Source organism: Dysgonomonas sp. HDW5B (assembly GCF_011299335.1).
Lineage (GTDB): Bacteria > Bacteroidota > Bacteroidia > Bacteroidales > Dysgonomonadaceae > Dysgonomonas_A.
Genome location: NZ_CP049858.1, coordinates 569878 through 588709 on the forward strand (window position 1 = coordinate 569878; position 18832 = coordinate 588709).

The 18832-nt window shown below is 36.4% G+C and carries 16 protein-coding genes; 10 read left to right on the top strand and 6 right to left on the bottom strand.

The window, feature by feature from the left end; all coding sequences use genetic code 11:
- The first annotated feature begins 60 nt into the window (after window positions 1-60).
- Both G7051_RS02325 and proS read left to right on the top strand, forming a co-directional pair.
- Complete coding sequence (locus tag G7051_RS02325) at window positions 61-1353, top strand: ammonium transporter (protein ID WP_255493360.1); 1293 nt, start codon at window positions 61-63, stop codon at window positions 1351-1353.
- 263 nt (window positions 1354-1616) lie between these two features.
- Complete coding sequence (gene proS / locus G7051_RS02330) at window positions 1617-3098, top strand: proline--tRNA ligase (protein WP_166198223.1); 1482 nt, start codon at window positions 1617-1619, stop codon at window positions 3096-3098.
- Window positions 3099-3197: 99 nt separating this feature from the next.
- Here proS and eis read toward each other — a convergent pair whose 3' ends face one another.
- From eis to ilvA, 3 genes are all read right to left on the bottom strand, one after another.
- Window positions 3198-4421, bottom strand: coding sequence for an enhanced intracellular survival protein Eis (eis, locus tag G7051_RS02335; RefSeq protein ID WP_166198225.1), 1224 nt, complete (start codon window positions 4419-4421; stop codon window positions 3198-3200).
- A gap of 181 nt (window positions 4422-4602) precedes the next feature.
- Entirely contained in the window at window positions 4603-5475 is an 873-nt protein-coding gene (locus tag G7051_RS02340; protein ID WP_166198226.1) for an endonuclease/exonuclease/phosphatase family protein, read from the bottom strand.
- Window positions 5476-5650: 175 nt separating this feature from the next.
- Window positions 5651-6913, bottom strand: coding sequence for a threonine ammonia-lyase IlvA (gene ilvA, locus G7051_RS02345; RefSeq protein ID WP_166198227.1), 1263 nt, complete (start codon window positions 6911-6913; stop codon window positions 5651-5653).
- Between the two features lie 302 nt (window positions 6914-7215).
- Between ilvA and G7051_RS02350 the strand changes: the two genes are divergently transcribed.
- The 3 genes from G7051_RS02350 to G7051_RS02360 are packed head-to-tail and all read left to right on the top strand — an operon-like array spanning window position 7216 to window position 10668.
- A complete protein-coding gene (locus G7051_RS02350) occupies window positions 7216-8280 on the top strand; it encodes a hypothetical protein (RefSeq protein WP_166198229.1) in 1065 nt (354 codons plus the stop codon).
- Window positions 8281-8308: 28 nt separating this feature from the next.
- Complete coding sequence (locus G7051_RS02355) at window positions 8309-9379, top strand: hypothetical protein (RefSeq protein WP_166198230.1); 1071 nt, start codon at window positions 8309-8311, stop codon at window positions 9377-9379.
- A gap of 20 nt (window positions 9380-9399) precedes the next feature.
- Complete coding sequence (locus G7051_RS02360) at window positions 9400-10668, top strand: replication-associated recombination protein A (protein WP_166198232.1); 1269 nt, start codon at window positions 9400-9402, stop codon at window positions 10666-10668.
- Window positions 10669-10730: 62 nt separating this feature from the next.
- On the opposite strand, the gene G7051_RS02365 is transcribed toward G7051_RS02360, so the two are convergent.
- On the bottom strand, window positions 10731-12293 hold the full coding sequence (locus G7051_RS02365) for an NAD(P)/FAD-dependent oxidoreductase (RefSeq protein ID WP_166198233.1): 1563 nt from the start codon (window positions 12291-12293) through the stop codon (window positions 10731-10733).
- A gap of 221 nt (window positions 12294-12514) precedes the next feature.
- Between G7051_RS02365 and G7051_RS02370 the strand changes: the two genes are divergently transcribed.
- The 5 genes from G7051_RS02370 (at window position 12515) to G7051_RS02390 (ending at window position 16843) form a co-directional block, all read left to right on the top strand.
- Window positions 12515-12967 carry a YhcH/YjgK/YiaL family protein gene (locus G7051_RS02370; RefSeq protein ID WP_166198235.1) on the top strand — a complete coding sequence of 151 codons (453 nt, stop codon included), beginning with the start codon at window positions 12515-12517 and terminating at the stop codon, window positions 12965-12967.
- A 136-nt stretch (window positions 12968-13103) separates the two neighbouring features.
- A complete protein-coding gene (locus G7051_RS02375; RefSeq protein WP_166198237.1) occupies window positions 13104-14081 on the top strand; it encodes a type I phosphomannose isomerase catalytic subunit in 978 nt (325 codons plus the stop codon).
- Window positions 14082-14764: 683 nt separating this feature from the next.
- Window positions 14765-15733 (top strand): ferrochelatase, encoded by a 969-nt coding sequence (gene hemH / locus G7051_RS02380; RefSeq protein ID WP_166198239.1) that lies wholly within the window; start codon window positions 14765-14767, stop codon window positions 15731-15733.
- A 92-nt stretch (window positions 15734-15825) separates the two neighbouring features.
- The gene (locus G7051_RS02385; RefSeq protein ID WP_166198240.1) at window positions 15826-16284 is read left to right on the top strand and encodes a PepSY-like domain-containing protein; all 459 of its coding nucleotides are present in this window, start codon (window positions 15826-15828) and stop codon (window positions 16282-16284) included.
- Window positions 16285-16423: 139 nt separating this feature from the next.
- Window positions 16424-16843 carry a PepSY-like domain-containing protein gene (locus G7051_RS02390; RefSeq protein ID WP_166198242.1) on the top strand — a complete coding sequence of 140 codons (420 nt, stop codon included), beginning with the start codon at window positions 16424-16426 and terminating at the stop codon, window positions 16841-16843.
- Between the two features lie 32 nt (window positions 16844-16875).
- Here G7051_RS02390 and G7051_RS02395 read toward each other — a convergent pair whose 3' ends face one another.
- Window positions 16876-18207: a HAMP domain-containing sensor histidine kinase gene (locus G7051_RS02395; protein ID WP_166198244.1), complete on the bottom strand. Its 1332-nt coding sequence runs from the start codon at window positions 18205-18207 to the stop codon at window positions 16876-16878.
- The gene (locus G7051_RS02400) at window positions 18143-18823 is read right to left on the bottom strand and encodes a response regulator transcription factor (RefSeq protein ID WP_166198246.1); all 681 of its coding nucleotides are present in this window, start codon (window positions 18821-18823) and stop codon (window positions 18143-18145) included. The genes G7051_RS02395 and G7051_RS02400 overlap by 65 nt, the downstream gene beginning before the upstream one ends.
- Window positions 18824-18832: the final 9 nt, after the last annotated feature.

An 18832-nucleotide genomic window follows, 5' to 3' on the forward strand; every position in this document is an offset into this window, starting at 1 on the left:
AAAAAGAGATTAATTCGATATGCAGCATTAGCCGGTTTATTATTATCCACTCCGGCACTTATGGCTCAGGAAGTCACACAAACAGTCACCCCTGCAACTTTAGATTCGGGAAATACAGCATGGATTATAGTAGCAACCGTATTGGTATTAATGATGACCATACCGGGGTTGGCTCTATTCTATGGCGGATTGGTTCGTCAAAAGAATGTTCTGAGCATCCTTATGCACTGCTTAATTCTTACCGCAGTTATTACCATCGAATGGTTTGCGATTGGATATAGTTGGGTATTCGGCACAAGTTTTATGGAAAGTGGCAGTTCCCTGGGAGCTGTAATCGGAGGTTTCGATAAAGTATTTTTACATGGTATAACGCTTGAGACTTTGACAGCAGGAAATATTCCGGAGATACTATTTGCTTTATTTCAATGTATGTTTGCTGTTATTACCCCTGCTCTGATAATCGGGGCGTTTGCCGAAAGAATAAAATTCTCGGGGTTTCTTCTTTTCAGCATCCTATGGGCACTTTTCATTTATAACCCTATGGCTCACTGGGTTTGGGGAGGCGGCTGGCTTCAACAAATGGGTGCGATTGACTTTGCCGGAGGTACAGTAGTACACATCAATGCAGGTATATCGGCTCTGGTAATGGCCATTATGTTGGGACGTCGTAAGGGATATCGCACTACAGGACACCCTGTAACACCACACAATATACCTTTCGTAGTAATGGGTACAGCTTTACTATGGTTAGGATGGATTGGTTTTAATGCCGGTAGCGGATTGGCAGCCGATGGTCTGGCAGCCAATGCTTTTCTAGTAACACACTTTGCTACAGCAGTTGCAGCTGTTACATGGATGTCTCTGGAATGGATTATCAATAAAAAACCAACCGTTGTAGGTATTTGTACAGGTGCAGTTGCCGGATTAGTTGCTATCACACCGGCAGCAGGTACAGTTGATGTAATGGGTGCATTTTTTATCGGACTTATCGCCTCTTTAATCTGCTTTATTATGGTGGCATATGTAAAACCCAAACTAAAATACGACGATTCTCTGGATGCATTTGGGGTACATGGTATCGGAGGGCTTGTAGGTGCTATACTTACAGGAGTATTCGCTACTCAGTTTGTAACAGGAGCAGACGGGGTTCAAGGTGCTTTGTTTGGCAATTGGGATCAACTATTGATACAAATAATAGCCAGTGGAGCTTCTATTGCATTTAGTGCTATCGGTACTTTCGTACTATTTTTTATTGTTGATCAACTGGTAGGCTTACGGGTTAGCAAAGAGGACGAATCTATCGGTCTTGATATTTCTCAACATGGAGAAATTGCATATACCGAAGATGAGTAAACAACAAACAGGTCGATGACCTTTAAAGATAAGCCGATATTAAAGGAAATCTTTAATTTCACTTTAAATAATTACAACTATTACTTGGAGTTATATATTCCAAAGCAACAAAAAGGTCTGTGACCTTAGTTCCGGGAAAAGGGCAGGCGGTAGCAATATTGCTTGTCCTTTTTATTTTCATAATATCAATAGTATTTATCAATTGGCTTTTTTGCTAACTTTGCAGTACTAGAAAATAATTTGAAAGAAAAGTTATACAACACATGGCAAAAGAGCTTAAAGAACTGACTCCAAGAAGTCAGGATTATAGTCAATGGTATCTTGATTTGGTACTAAAAGCAGATTTAGCAGAAAACTCTGCTGTACGTGGATGTATGGTTATTAAACCATACGGATATGCAATATGGGAAAAAATCCAACGTCAGTTGGATGATATGTTCAAAGAAACAGGTCACGAAAATGCATATTTCCCGCTTTTCATACCCAAATCGTTCTTAAGCAAAGAAGCCGATCACGTTGAAGGGTTTGCCAAAGAATGTGCTGTTGTAACTCACTACCGTTTAAAGAACGATCCCGAAGGAAAGGGTGTAATAGTTGATCCTGAGGCAAAACTGGAAGAAGAACTTATCATTCGACCAACATCGGAAACTATTATTTGGAATACATATCGTAACTGGATTCAATCGTATCGCGATCTTCCTATATTGATAAATCAATGGGCTAATGTGGTTCGTTGGGAAATGCGTACCCGTTTATTTCTTCGTACTGCCGAATTCCTTTGGCAAGAAGGACATACTGCTCATGCTACAAAAGCAGAAGCAGAGGAAGAATCTAAAAAGATGCTTGAAGTGTATGCCGAATTTGCAGAGAAATACATGGCAATGCCTGTAGTAAGAGGTGTAAAATCGGCTTCGGAACGTTTTGCAGGAGCTATCGACACATATACTATTGAGGCTTTGATGCAAGATGGAAAAGCGCTTCAATCGGGAACCTCTCACTTCTTGGGGCAAAACTTCGCTAAAGCTTTTGATGTAAAGTTTACAGACAAAGAAGGTAAGCAAGATTATGTGTGGGCAACATCATGGGGAGTTTCTACTCGCTTGATCGGTGCACTTATTATGGCTCACTCCGATGATAATGGTCTTGTACTTCCTCCTAAATTGGCTCCATACCAAGTAGTAATCGTGCCTATTTACCGTAGCGAAGAGCAATTAGCCCAGATCAACGAAAAAGTAAAAGGAATTATTTCTGCTTTGAAAAATCTGGGAATCAGTGTAAAATACGATAATGCAGATAACAAAAAACCAGGATGGAAATTCTCTGAATACGAACTTAAGGGCGTACCTGTTCGTCTGGCAATGGGTGGTCGTGATCTTGAGAATAACACAATCGAAGTTGCCCGCCGTGACACTCTAACTAAAGAAACTGTTTCGTGTGACAATCTGGATGTATATATCAAAAATCTTTTGAATGATATTCAAGAGAACATCTACAAAAAGGCTTTTGATTTCAGAGCAGCCAGCACAATCAATGTAGATTCATACGATGAATTTAAAGTAAAAATAGAAGAAGGCGGATTTATTATGGCTCATTGGGATGGAACTCCCGAAACCGAGGAGAAAATCAAAAATGAAACCAAAGCAACTATCCGTTGTATACCTTTAGAGGGAGACAAAACTCCGGGAAAATGTATGGTTACAGGTAACCCATCAGCTCAACGAGTAGTATTTGCAAGAGCTTATTAAGAAGGTCACAGACCTTTTTATTATACTCTAAATATAATAAAAATAAGGAAGCTCTATGTAAAATATAGAGCTTCCTTATTTTATATAGTCTATAAGCATTTAGAAATAATCAGAAAAATACGGCTGATTATCGGGTATTATTTGCTCTAGTATTTCAAGTGTATTTTCGTCTGCTTGCAGTCGTTCAATTTTATGCAGATACGAGGGACTTCGATACGACATCAGCATGGTAGTCAATGTCTGAATATCCAGATATACAGGATTACCGACTGCTTCATTTGTATGAACAAGTTTACCTTTTTCATTCTTCACCAGACCAAATACACCCTGATTCCATTCGGCAATAGAATCGGAAACCACAAAATGGAAAGGTGTAAATATATCCGAATCTTTAAACGGAAAATTATTAAGGAATTCAGTCACGTCAACTATGCGAGCCATATAATAAGGCTCAATGGTCTCTTTGATCTGTCCATCATCCAAAAGAAAGTGAAGAGGATCGTTTTTATAAATATTTCCCTGCACCTCATCTACCATCGAATAATGGGCATAAACAAAATTCCAAAGCCCTACTCTAGCTTCTTGATTTAAGTAAATAATATCTTTGATATGAAAAATATCTTCTTCTATCCAGTATAAAATATATCCTTGAGGAACATCTTCCTTATCATAATAAACGGCGGCTGTTCTTTCATCTTCGTTTTCCCATCTCCAATACTCTTCCCACTCCTGATTACCTCGAATTAAGGCTCCATGATTGCTCCGAGCAAATTTATCATATACCGAAATCACATCGGGATCGGTTACGGGTAATCTTTCTGCAAAACCTTTTACCGAAATATTTTTAGGTATCTGACTATCTTTTATCGTAAAAGTCAAGTGATCGGACATAATCTCCCACCCTTTGCGGCGATAATAGGGTATCGAATAAGGGTAAAGGTAAGAAATCCACTGCCCCTTATTTTTCATTATCTGTAGTCCTGATTTTATGAGATCGTTCATTAAACCAAGATTGGCGTATTCGGGGTATGTGCCTACTCCTGTCAAACCTCCCATCGAAAATATTTTTCCATGAATATTTACCTGACATGGATAAATACATAATTGAGAGACCAACTGATCGTCGTTAAACCATCCGATAACATCTGCATTTTTCAGTATGGGACGTTTCGATTTTACAATTTCGCCATCCTCATATCCACTTTGTTGAATATCGCTATTCGTTACCTGAAATACATACCGCAACAGTTCATTAAACTGATCTATATATTCTAATCCAAAAGGTTTTAATGTTAATCGTTCTCTTATTTTATTCCTTTCCATAACTGGAATTTTGTTATTTTTCTAAAGATATTAAATCTTCTTATTTAACAGGATATAGAAAAAATTGTTTTACAATATGTTCTTTCTATTCTCAATAAATATCCAACAAGAAAAGGGAGGGATTTTAGTCCTCCTCCCTTTTATATAAAAAATCTTATAAATTCTATTTTATTTAATCGGCTTACTTAACCCATTCTGCATTTACCAGTACGGGAAAGTGATCTGATGGAAATTTACCTATATTATAAGTATCAGTCAACATACCCCATCTATCGGTTTTGAAATGCTTACTGAAATAGATATGATCCAATATTTCGTTATTGCTTATAATACCCTTATCCAAATCATCTAATTTTTCGAGAAGTTTACCCCATGCATTGTATGACGAATTGTTTGCATACGGTTGTTTAACATCATAGTAAGTATCTCTCAGCACCCCTGAATTATTAATGAGTTGAGCCCATGAGCTATCCATTCCACCATTCAGGTCTCCTACAAATATAACGGGGTTATCACCTGCTATTTCCTCGATCTTAGACAAGATCAACTTACTGCTTTCGTTACGTGCATAATCTTTTTCATAATCATAGTGAGCGCTGAAAACAAAAAATTTCTTACCCGATTTTTTATCCTGCAATTCAACCCATGTACAAATACGATTGCAGCAAGGTGCATCCCAGCTTTTAGATGGAACATTGGGAGTTGCAGACAACCAAAAATCACCCTTACTCAATAAATTATATTTATCTGTTTTATAAAATATCGCAGAGTGCTCTCCTTGCCCGTTTCCGTCTCTACCCTCACCATAATAGTCATAACCGGGTAAAGCTGCTTTCATATCCTGTAATTGATTAGGCAAAGCCTCCTGAGTTCCGAAAAAATCGAAATCGTGATACTGAATTAATTTAGCAACATACGGAGAGCGGTCTTTCCACATATTACCCACGTCCGACGGATTATCGTTCCGAACATTATAAGTTCCGACATTAAAACTTTGTGCATTCACGGCAAAGGCAGCCATCAATAGTACTGCACTGATAAAAAATTGTTTCATGATAAAATAAATTTGAGAACTAAAGGTAATAAGTAAAAGTAACTTTTTGATGATATATTCTCAGATTATAACTTTCTATAACTGTTTTACGAATCAAAACGGTCAAAGGTTTGAGGTAAAAAAAAGAGACGTAATACACATTACGCCTCTATCCTTATTTTCTTTTAGATATCCATTATACGATATATTTTCCTAAATCGCTATCAGGGTCAAGTTGCGTGAAATCAAGACCGTATTTAACCATTCGCTCTATCAGCTTATCGTACTCTCCTACCGAGTCGACCTCAATACCTATCAATGCAGGGCCATTTTCACGATCGTTCTTTTTCATATATTCGAAACGAACAATATCGTCATGCTCTCCTAAAACTTCATTCAGAAAGTCCTTAAAAGCATTCGGACGTTGAGCCAACCGTATAATAAAGTAATGCTTCAAACCTTCAAAAATCAAAGAACGCTCCTTGATTTCCTGCATACGGTTGATATCGTTATTGCTACCGCTTACAATACAAACCACATTCTTACCTGTTATCTCGTCAGCATAATGATTCAATGCAGTAATAGCCAACGCTCCGGCAGGTTCTACAACAATGGCATCTTTATTATATAATTTAAGAATAGTCGTACATACTTCCCCTTCAGGAACGAGACAAATATCGTCGATCACTTTCTCGCAAATAGGATAAGTAATATCTCCCGCACGTTGTACAGCCGCACCGTCAACAAATTTATTGATCTGAGCTAATGTTACAGGCTGTTTTGCTTCGAAAGCAGCTTTCATACAAGGTGCTCCGGCAGGTTCCACTCCTATTATTTTGGTGTTGGGCGAATGATCTTTTATATAAGCACCCACTCCGGCACAAAGACCTCCTCCCCCAATGGGAATAAAAAGGTAGTCGATAGTTCCTTCGGGAATTTCTTTTAAGATTTCGAGCCCGATTGTTCCCTGCCCTTCTATCACCTGAGGATGATCGAAAGGAGGTATAAAAGTCATATTATGCTCTTTGGTATATATTTTTGCAGCATTGGCACAATCATCAAAAGTATCACCTATTAAAATGATTTCGATATTGCCATTGCCAAACATTCGGGTTTGCTCAATTTTCTGCTTAGGAGTAATTTTCGGCATAAAGATAACGCCTCTAACTCCCATCTGATTGCAACTATAAGCAACTCCCTGTGCATGATTACCGGCACTGGCACACACTACGCCTTTTTTCAGCAATTCGGCATCCAGACAACTCATCATATTATACGCTCCTCTTAACTTGTAAGAACGAACTACTTGCAAATCCTCACGCTTCAAATATATATTTGAGTCGAAATTGCGGGATAATGAAAGATTTAATTCAAGTGGAGTTTTTCTGATAACCTCGCTCAATCTGATTGCAGCTTCTTCGATGTGAAGATCAAATTCGTCAGTAATTTTTGATAGCATCTAATTAGTATAGTTACATTTTAAGGTCTCGGACCTTCTTATTACTTGGGCAAGTATAAATACAGCTGATAAAATGTTGCATTAAATACTTACGATTACCTATCCTGCAAAGGTACTAATTAGATAGATTATATGCACGATATAAATATGGTAAATATTTACGGATAGATTATTCAATGATAACTATCTATTTTACAATAGAATTACTTAAATGACTAAAAGACGAGATGGCGTATTTTTATTGGAATATCCTCAGATTTATTTTACCTTTGTTACTACTCAAACACTAAATAAGCTAATAGATGAATCATAATCTGGAAATACAAAAAATATTACTGAAACTGGAGTCATTATCACATCCGGAAGATAAAATTAATTTATTGAAGCAAGCCATACAGATCGCAGATGCCAATAACGATCTGGATTGGGGATTTGATCTGCGTCTCGATCTTATATCGCAGGAGAAAGATACGTCGCATTGTACCGAAAGCTTTCCAGCCTTTACCTGGATACTTAGTACATACGATGCCAACCCCGAATTATTCAACGAAGATGATTTTCTTTGGGAATACAAATGGATGGCAGCTGCAGCAAGGCGTAATGTAAATATTTCACGTCAGCAGGTGGAATCTATTATGGCTGACCTGAAAATGAGGATGGAACGCAACGGGTATACTCCTCGTGGATATTATAGTGTAATGATTTATTGGAATCTTTTCATTGGTGATATGCAGGAAGCAAACAAGTATCTCGAATTGCGGGACAATACTCCTCGTGATCGGATGTCGCACTGTCCTGCTTGTGAACTGGATACAAAGGTAGAGATTGAACTTATCGAAGGTCAATTTGATAAAGCCATAACCACAGCCAATGATCTTATTACAAAAAAACTGACTTGCGGAGTTATGCCTTTGGCTACTTTTTGTAATCTGACTTATTATTTATCGAAAGCAGGTGACGAAAGAGCTGCTGAGTTTTTCACAAAAGCAGAAGAAGAAATTGCAGAAGCTAAAGAAAACGATACTTCACTCATTTCAAACATATCAGACCTTATTTTCTATCTGAACAAAAACGATAGAGACAGAGCTTGGGAATATTTCCAGAAATATGCCGATTGGGAAATAGGGGCAGAAGATGCAATCAGTTTCGATTTCTCGAAAAACATTTTGACTCTGCTTAAACAGGAAGGAGAAAAACAATTGACAATGAGCGAGAAGCTGCCTTACTTTAAAGCTGACGGGAATTATAAGATAGCAGATCTTTATGATTATTATTACCAAAAAGCTCGAAATCTGGCTCAGCAATTTGATGCACGCAACGGAACTAATGCGTTTATGAAAGCATTAGAAGAAACAGTATCCCTATAAAAGGTCTCGTACCTAAAACTCAAATAGAATGAATTATAATCTTGAGATACAGAAAATACTTTTAGATACTGAAAATGTAAAAGACGCCGATGACAGAATCATGTTATTAAAACAGGCGATACATATTGCCGACGCTAATAACGATATGGATTGGGGGTTCGATCTCAGGATGGAATTAATTCGTAACGAACAGTTTACTGCTCACTCTCGCGAAAGTTTTCCTGCCTTTGCATGGATATTGAATGCTTATGATTCTGATCCCGAACTGTATTCGGAGGAAGAGATTCTGAACGAGTACAAGTGGATGGCAGCCGTATCCTACAATAATCTGAATATATCGAAGCCACAGATAGAAGCTATTCTCGAAGATTTCAGAAAAAGGTCTATTGATTGTGGAATGAGTAGCCGAGAGTATTACAATATCATGTCCAACTGGTCGCTTTTTCTGGGTAGTAAAGAAGATGCCCGTAAATATCTCGATTTAAGAGATAAGGAATCTGAGGACAGTATGACTTCTCTGAGTAACGACCTCATTACAACTATCTATGTAGAGATGTTTGAAGGTAATTTTGACAAAGCAATTGCCCATATTCAGGAATTTACTGCACAACGCTCTGTTCACAAAATGAACCCGATTCCTGTTTACAGCGGACTCATTTACTACTTTGGGGGTAAAATGAACGATCCTAGAGCTGCTCATTATTTTGCAGAAGCGGACAAGGAATTTTCCGAATTGGCTAATTATCCTTTTCAATTATATGAAGTAACTTTGATGATGTATTATATGTCCAAATTCGAAAAAGAGAAAGCTTGGACATACTTTGATAAATATGTAAATTGGGAACTTGGTGCTGAAGACGCTATCCGATTCGATTTTGCAGCTTCAACACTAGCCTTATTTAAAGGTGGAGGTACTCGAATAATAGATAATATAAGTAGTAACCATCCTTATTACAGGGAAGATAATACCTATAGTCTGGATGATTTATACGATCATTATTACAAAATTGCTCTTTATTTTGCACAACAGTTTGATGAGCGAAATGGTAATACACATTTTAGCGAGCAATTGGATGAAGTGCTTCAACAAATACAATAATAAAGTGTAAACTAAAAAATATGAGCCAGCCTTTAGCAGAACGTTTACGTCCCCGATCATTGGACGAATACATCGGTCAGAAACATTTGGTCGGTGAGGGAGCTGTATTGCGACGAATGATAGATTCGGGGCGTGTTCCTTCATTTCTGCTCTGGGGACCTCCGGGCGTAGGAAAAACAACTCTGGCTCAAATAATTGCCAATACGCTTGACACTCCCTTCTATACACTAAGTGCAATTAATTCGGGTGTAAAAGATGTACGTGAAGTAATAGATACAGCTAAAAAAAACACCTTTTTCAATACCACCAAAAGCCCTATTCTTTTTATTGATGAAATACACCGTTTCAGTAAATCGCAGCAAGATTCACTTCTTGGGGCAGTAGAAACTGGAGTAATAACTTTGATAGGAGCAACCACCGAAAACCCTTCATTTGAGGTTATTCGCCCGCTTCTTTCACGTTGTCAGGTTTATGTACTTAAATCATTGGATAAAGCCGATCTGCTCACTCTGATAAACAGGGCGGTAACAGAAGATATTATTCTGAAAGAAAAGAATATAGATATACAGGAAACCGATGCACTTCTAAAATACTCGGGAGGGGATGCCCGAAAATTATTAAATATTCTTGATTTGGTTATATCGGCAGACGAAGGCGATACCATCATTACAGATAAAATAGTAACGGAACGTTTGCAAGAAAACCCTGCTGCCTACGACAAAGGTGGCGAAATGCATTACGATATAATTTCGGCTTTTATCAAATCGATACGGGGAAGCGATCCCGATGCTGCCATATATTGGCTTGCTCGAATGGTTGCAGGAGGCGAAGACCCTAAATTCATCGCCCGCCGATTAGTTATTTCGGCAGCCGAAGATGTTGGTTTAGCAAATCCGAATGCTTTGCTGTTGGCAAATGCTTGCTTCGATGCCCTTCAAAAAATAGGATGGCCCGAAGGTCGTATTATTCTGGCTGAAACAACCGTATATCTGGCAACTTCACCCAAAAGTAATTCGGCATATTTATCTATTGACAAGGCTTTAGCATTAGTAGAAGAGTCAGGCAATTTACCTGTACCTCTACACCTGCGTAATGCACCAACCAAATTGATGAAAGAATTAGACTACGGCAAAGAGTACAAATATGCCCACGATTATAAGGATAACTTCATTCAACAAGACTACCTCCCTAAAGAAATAAAAAGTGCCAAGTTTTGGGAACCTCAAGCAAATCCTGCCGAATCGAAGATATTGGAGCATTTGCGAAAATTGTGGAAAAACAGGTATTGATAGCTTAAAATAAAAAAGGGCGAAAATTATTCGCCCCTACAAAATTCTATATCAATAAATAGTTAGTTTTTCAATAATACTCCAGCCAACGCCTCTGCACAGCGTTCACCATCCATTCCGGCAGAAACAATTCCACCCGCATAACCTGCACCCTCGCCACAAGGATAAAGACCTTTTATTTCGACATGTTGAAGAGTCTCTCTGTCACGCAAAACACGGACAGGTGAAGAAGTACGACTTTCGACTCCCAATAAAATAGCCTCATTGGTTAAGTATCCTTTATAAGTTGCTCCTACTTTTCGTAGACCATCCTGTAAGCGTTCCGAAATAAACGGAGGCAGCCATTCATTCAAGTTAGAAGATGTAATACCCGGTGCATAAGATGTCTTAGGCAGTTCTTCGCTTTTTACATTGTTTACAAAATCAGACATAAGTTGTGCGGGTGCAACCTGAGTTTTCCCTCCTGCAATCCAAGCTTTCTCTTCTAAGTCCTCCTGAAATTTAAGAAGCTCAAGTTCTCCATATTCTTGGTATTCGGGAAAATCTCCGGGATGTATTTCAACTACAATTCCCGAATTTGACCATTTTGATCCACGATTAGAGGGCGACATTCCGTTGACAACCAACTGACGATCGCCACTGGCAGCAGCTACCACAATTCCACCCGGACACATACAAAACGAATAGACACCTCTATCGCCCGATTGAACTACAAAATTATATTCGGCAGCAGGCAAATATTCGCCACGTCCTTCAGGATTATGATATTGTATCTGATCTATCAAATGTACAGGATGTTCTACCCGAACACCTACTGCTAAACCTTTAGCTTCTATCTTTACTTTTTTGTCATGAAGCATATAATATACATCTCTAGCCGAATGCCCTGTTGCTAATATTACATATCCTTCAAATATTTTGCCTGTATTGGTTTTGATACCTTTTACTTCATTATTCTCAATAATAAGTTCATCCATACGAGTCTCGAAATGAACCTCTCCTCCTGCCGAAATTATTTGTTCACGCATCCGTTGAATAATTGCAGGAAGTTTATCTGTTCCGATATGAGGATGGGCATCAATCAGAATATCGGTAGTTGCTCCATGTTGACAAAATACATTCAATATCTTATCGGCATTGCCACGCTTCTTGCTTCTGGTATAGAGCTTTCCATCCGAATAGGCACCTGCTCCACCTTCACCGAAACAGTAGTTGGAGTCTCCATCAACAATATGCTCCCTATTGATAGTCGCTAAATCTTTTTTACGTTCTCTTACCGATTTACCTCTTTCCACAACAATAGGTCGTACACCAAGCTCAATAAGTCGTAAAGCAGCAAATAATCCACCGGGACCTGCTCCTACAACGATTGCTTGAGGTGACTTACTTACATCGGGATAATCTGTTTTCTCAAAAAACACATCCGGCTGAGGTTCTCCGATATATAACCTGACACGTAAATTGATAAAAATATTACGCTGACGAGCATCAATCGAACGTTTCATTATCCGCACATCTGTAATCTCCGTCATTTTGGTATTGGTTTTGTCTGCTGCAATACCTTTAACGAGATTTATATCTGCGGCTTGATCGGGGCTTACCCTTAAGTCTATATCTTTTTGCATAAAAATCAAATCTTTGAGTACAAAGATAAATGAAAATAAATTAGGTTGGTCTGTTAATAAATTATCTCTATCAAAATTTCAGGCCTTTATTAGCCTAAATATACTAAAGAATGTTTAAGTGAGCCCGTTAGAGCAACAATAAATATTTTACTACACTTATTCATATTTTATTCTTGCAATTAATTGTTACTTTTGTGTATAATCTTAAATAAAAAAACATCATGATAATAGACAGTATTGAAAAAATTTCGAACTATGAAAGCCTGAACCCTTTATTTCCTAAAGCGATTGAGTTTATCAAATCCTTGGATATGAAAAACCTAAAATTGGGAAAAATTGAAATTGACGGACAGAACATATTTGCAATCATCAGTGAAAGCAATCTGAAAACACCTGAACAGGCAAGACTTGAAGTTCATAATAAGTATTTGGATATACAAATACCTGTTTCGAAATCCGAAGGTTTTGGATGGATAGAAAGAGCCGGCTTACAAAAAGAGGCTGCTCCTTTTGATACAACTAAAGACATTCAATTCTTCGAAGATAAGCCTACTGTCAAATTTGATTTGATGCCGGGTAACTTTGTTATCTTTTTTCCGCAGGATGGACATGCTCCATGTATCGGAGAAGGCTCGGTTATTAAGATTGTTATAAAAGTAAAAATGGAATCATAAGGTCTCAGGCCTATTTATTGTCTAACCACTATAGAAACGGCTATTAGGTATCGTTTTGAAATACGACATTAAATACTGTCTGCCACATAAAAGTAAATATTTCACATTGCTTATTAATCAAATTTATATAACAATCATGAACTTATATCCACTGAAATTCAGTCCAATCCTAAAATCAATCATTTGGGGTGGATCTGATATTTGTAAATTTAAAGGCATAACACCCCAACAAGATGGAATTGGTGAAAGCTGGGAAATATCGGGTGTAGAAAACAACGTTTCGGTTGTTGACAATGGAGACCTGAGAGGTCTTAATCTTCAAAACCTGATAGCTCAATATAAAGAGAGCCTTGTCGGAAAACATGTATTCGAGAAATTCGGAGCAACTTTTCCACTCTTAATCAAATTTATTGATGCCAGAGATAATCTATCGATACAAGTACATCCCGATGACGAATTGGGAATGAAAAGACATAACTCGTTCGGCAAAACCGAAATGTGGTATGTTATCAATGCAACACCGGGAGCTTTCTTGTATTCGGGTTTTGCTAAAGCTCTTAGTCCTGACAAGTATGTGAAGAGTATAGAAGATAACACTTTTGTTGACTACTTAGCCAAACACGATGTGAAGAAAGGCGATTCGTTCTTCCTTCCCGCAGGACGTGTACACGCTATCGGAGCAGGTACATTTATTGCTGAGATTCAACAAACATCAAATATTACTTATCGCATCTACGATTACAACCGTAAAGATGCAAATGGTAATGGAAGAGAACTTCATACTGAGTTAGCCAAGGATGCGATTGATTTTAAATTGTACGACAATTACAAAATTGACTATTCACACAAGGCTAATGATACTGTTGCATTGGAATCTTGTCAGTATTTCACAACAAACCTGTTGGAATTAGATAAACCATACACACAAGATCATAGTAACAAAGATTCTTTTGTTATTTATATCTGTATGGACGGAAGCTGCGAAGTGAAAGATTCTAATAATAACGCTATCGAATTGAAACAAGGCGAAACTTTATTAGTGCCTGCGGCTAACACCAAAAGTATTACTATAACTCCAAATACTCATGTTCAATTATTGGAGACTTATGTATAAATAAATATTCTGAGCAAGGTCTCAAAATTATTTAAGACTCATTAAAGAAGAGGGATAGGACATAACAAGTCTCATTCCTCTTTTTTCATCGGGGTATGGTTAGGTAGAATTACCCGTATTGACCACTTACACAAATACTAAAACAATGTATTATAAATTATGATTCCAATGATATAGCCAATAATTAGCAGAAAGACTTATTGTAATATTGACAACAAACAAAAAGCACATATCCTATGTAGTCAGAATAAACATAACACTATATATCAACAACATAAACACCACCCAACAAATACTATGTAAATCAAAAGCACAAATAACCTAACAAGATAGAACACGTTTAAAATTTATTCTAATATTAAATAAGAATTGAAAAATATAAATCAAATCAATAAGGATAAGTATTCTTTAAGTAATTAGAATATTTAATCTAACATCCCCTGGTAGCAATGAAAACATATACCTTTTGCTACAACAAAGCAACAAAAAAGTCTGTCACCTTAAAATGAAAGTAGGTTCATGGCAATACTCAATAATTTGTTGTATTTTTATACTTATTACTTTAAAAGTATGTTTTAAATTCGCAGAACTATTTATTGCTTTGCATACAAAACAGCAATAGGTTGTTATGCACTTGAAATGCACCATTAATATTTTCTTTTACTTAATAGTAATCATATCACATGAGAGGCATTCTTATTGTAAATACAGGAAGTCCCAAAACGAAAAGCAAAGAAGATGTAAAATTCTTTATAGGAGCCATGTTATCCGATCCGCTGGTCATGACAGTACCCGATTGGATAAGACCAACTCTTGCTACTAAAATTATAGCTCCACTAAGAGCTTCCAATTCTGCATCACATTATTCTCTCATTTGGGATGATAATCAAGCCGAATCGCCCTTGCTATATAATACAATGCAACTGGCTCGAAAAATAGAAGATGCTACACACATGCCCGTAGAGGTAGCTATGCGTTATGGATTACCTTCTATTCCTGATGCTCTAAAAAAACTAAAATCTAAATGCGCAACATTACACGAAGTAGTGGTTGTACCTCTCTTCCCCCAGTATGCCCAATCGTCATATAAAACAGTTGTAGATGCTATCGCCGATCATTTTTACAAAAAGCCTTATTCATTCAGGCTAAAAATCATAGAACCATATTACAGCGACCCCAACTATATACATGCTTTAGCAGAAAGCCTTAAACCTTATGTCAAAAAGGAATATGACAGACTTGTATTTAGCTTTCACAGTCTGCCTCTAAGTCATGTAGAACTGGGTTGGAAAAAAGGGAAAGATTTCGATTATGTATATCAGATAAAAGAAACCGTAAGATTAGTCAGTAAGGAATTAGATATTGATCCTAAGAAAAATCGCATTGTATATTCATCTGCAATTGGACCTAAATGGCTGAAACCCGATTTGAATGAGACAATGAAACAACTTCCTGTCAATGGTGTAAAAAAAGTTATTGCTATCACACCCGGATTCCCGGCTGATAACCTCGAAACTCTTTATGACATAGGTATAGTTGCTAAAGGTAACTTTATGAAAGCCGGAGGAGAAGAGTTTACTTTTGTTCCTTGTTTAAATTTCGAACCCTATTGGATTGAAGGTCTTATTAAAATGATTACAAATAAAGTATAATCCCACAATTTATCAACTTCAGAATATCTTTAGATTTGATATTTACGTTTGTCGTATAATTTACAACATACTAATATTAAAACTGAAGTGTCATGAAAAAGTTGCATATTCTATCTATCCTACTTATTACCTTTCTAACATTCTCGATACCTGCTGAAGCAAGGCATCGGTACAAACAAATTTCAATTTCGGAGTTACCATCAGAGGGCAAATCTTTTCTTAAAAATCATTTTAAGAAGAATAAAGTATATCATATAAAAAGAGATAAGCATGGATATGATATACAATTAGATAACAATATTAAAGTCGAGCTGGATTATTATGCCCACTGGAAACAAATCAAGACTAAAGAATATGGGTCTTTACCTCAATCTATTCAAAAGTTACTCCCGAAGAAGACTAATTCTTACATCAGACAGAATTTTAAGGATTGGAGAATTACTGAAATAAAAAGAAAAGATTACGGCTATAAAATCGAATTAGATAATGGACGACGAGATGCCGAATTAAAATTCAATCACAATGGCGATATTTTAAAGGTTGATTACTAATATTGCTTCATACATAATAAAGAAAAGAGGTACCCTACGCGGCTACCTCTTTTCGTCTCATTAAAAGCGAAATAGAGAACAGGCTTTTCATATCACAATTATTATGTATTTTTACAGTCAATAGAACATTATCCCTTTTATGAAATATATCATATATATACTACTCATATTTGTTTGTTTTCCGAATATTTCCGAAGCTGGTAATAAAAAAGGGGAACTACCTCCTAATGCAATACAATTTATAAATCGCCACTTTCCGAAGAATGAAATTGTAAAATCAAAATCTGACAATGATGGTTTTGAAGCAGACCTACGAAGCGGACATGAAATTGAGTTTGACAGCAATGGCAACTGGATTAAAATAAAAGGAGAATACACACCTATGCCTAAATCTATAATTGACTTATTACCTATAGGCATATCTCAATACATCTCAAAAAATTATCCACGCCGAGCAATTATTAAGATAAAGAAGAAAAAATATGGGTATAATATAGAATTAGCCAGCTCTGTAGAACTTAAATTCGGACACAAAGGTGAATTTATAGGGAAAGATTAATTTTGTAGGCTTTTTATTCTCTGATAATATGATCAAGTAAAGTTTAGAATTATAAGAAATACATTCTTATCGAGATAAGAGTATTCTATCTTAAATTCATTTTTATCACATATCGACTTTATAATACTCATCCCTAGCCCAGTAGAATTTTCTTTTCTGTTACTCACCATTCTTTCGAATAAGTTTGCAGAGTTTCCTTCGATTACCTCGCATGAGTTTTCGATTGTTAACCTTTGTGCATCTAAGCTAATCTTGATATATCCTCCATTTATGTTATGCCTTATAGAATTACTGATTAGATTGGATATTAAGAATTCTGCAAGATGAGCATCCATGCGTAAAATACAATCGGAGATATTTAAGGTTAACGCAATTTCTTTTGCTTCAATTAATTCAACAAGTCCTTCAATATAATTATTTATTATAACGGAAATATTTACTTCGTCAACATCCTGGAATTGATCATTACGAATCTTCGTTAATAACAAAAGTGATTTGTTTAGTTTTGACAAACGTAAAACGGCCTTTGATATAGTATTGAGAGATAATGAAGCATCTTTATCATCAAATGTTCTTTGTTTCAAAATTTCTAATTTTGATTGAACTATAGCCAATGGAGTCTGCATCTCATGAGAAATATCTTCTGAAAAGTTTTTCATATTTTCATAATCAGCGTTTATTTTACGAACCATCTTGTTTAAGACATTATTGAGGTCATCGAACTCTTTAATACCCGAATCATTGAGATTAAGCTCTTCTCCTATTCCCAAATCATAATCCTGTAATTTATTCATCGTATTATAGAAGGGGGACCATGCCTTCCTTTTCAGGTAAAAATCTATTAAATAGATAAATATACCGAACAACACAAATATTAGGATAAGTAATCCGACAATAATATATAATAAATCATCGAGCACTATTGTAGGCTGATTCAAGGTAATAAGATGCTGTTGTTGCTTATACTCTACAACAAAATAAAGTTGACGATAAGGTTGAAAATCGCCTGTCGCCTCGCTATATAACAAAGTATCTTTAAGACCTAAGGTATAATTATCTGAGTTATTTATCAGTCTCTCTTCTATGCGGTTAGGCTGAAATACCGATGATGTTATAATCGTTAGCGTATCATTTAACTTTACATAGTTTTCGACCCGATCTTTATATTCATAAAGAATCTGATCGGTAGATTGGTGTATAAATGTATTGAAGATAAAAAATGTAGATACACATCCCAATACTATGATAAAAAGTAAGGTCAGTAATAAATAACGTCTTATGACATGAAATAGGCTCATTTCATTTATCTTCGAATTGATAACCGACACCATACGCTGTATGGATATAATCTTTGCAACCTGCATCAATGAGCTTCTTACGAAGGTTTTTGATGTGCGTATATATAAAATCAAAAGAGTCGGCTACAAGGCTCATATTATCACCCCACAAATGTTCGGCTATTGCTTCTTTGTCCAATACTTTCGACTTATTGGTAATGAAAAACAAAAGTAAATCGTACTCTTTACGGGTTAGGGTAACTTCTTTATCGTTAACAAATACTTTCCGACTATCAAATGAAATTTTTATTTCATTAAAGTCCAGCACATTCCCACCCTTAAAACTCCGTCTTCTTATTATTGATTTTATACGTGCATTCAGTTCCGAAAGATGAAAGGGTTTCGTTAGATAGTCGTCCGCACCTATATCTAAGCCTATTAATTTATCATCAAGGGAATCCTTTGCGGAAATAATAATGACTCCTGCTTCGGTATCTTTTTCTTTTAGTAATCGGATCAAGTCAAGACCACTACCACCGGGCAGTGAAATATCAATTATAAGGCAATCGTAATTGTACATTGAAATTTTATCTTCTCCATCCGGATAATTAGAAGCCGTTTCAATAGAAAAACCTTCCGATTGGAGATATTCGACTACTGATTCCTGTAAATCCAATTCATCTTCAACTAATAGCAGTTTCATGGTTGGTAG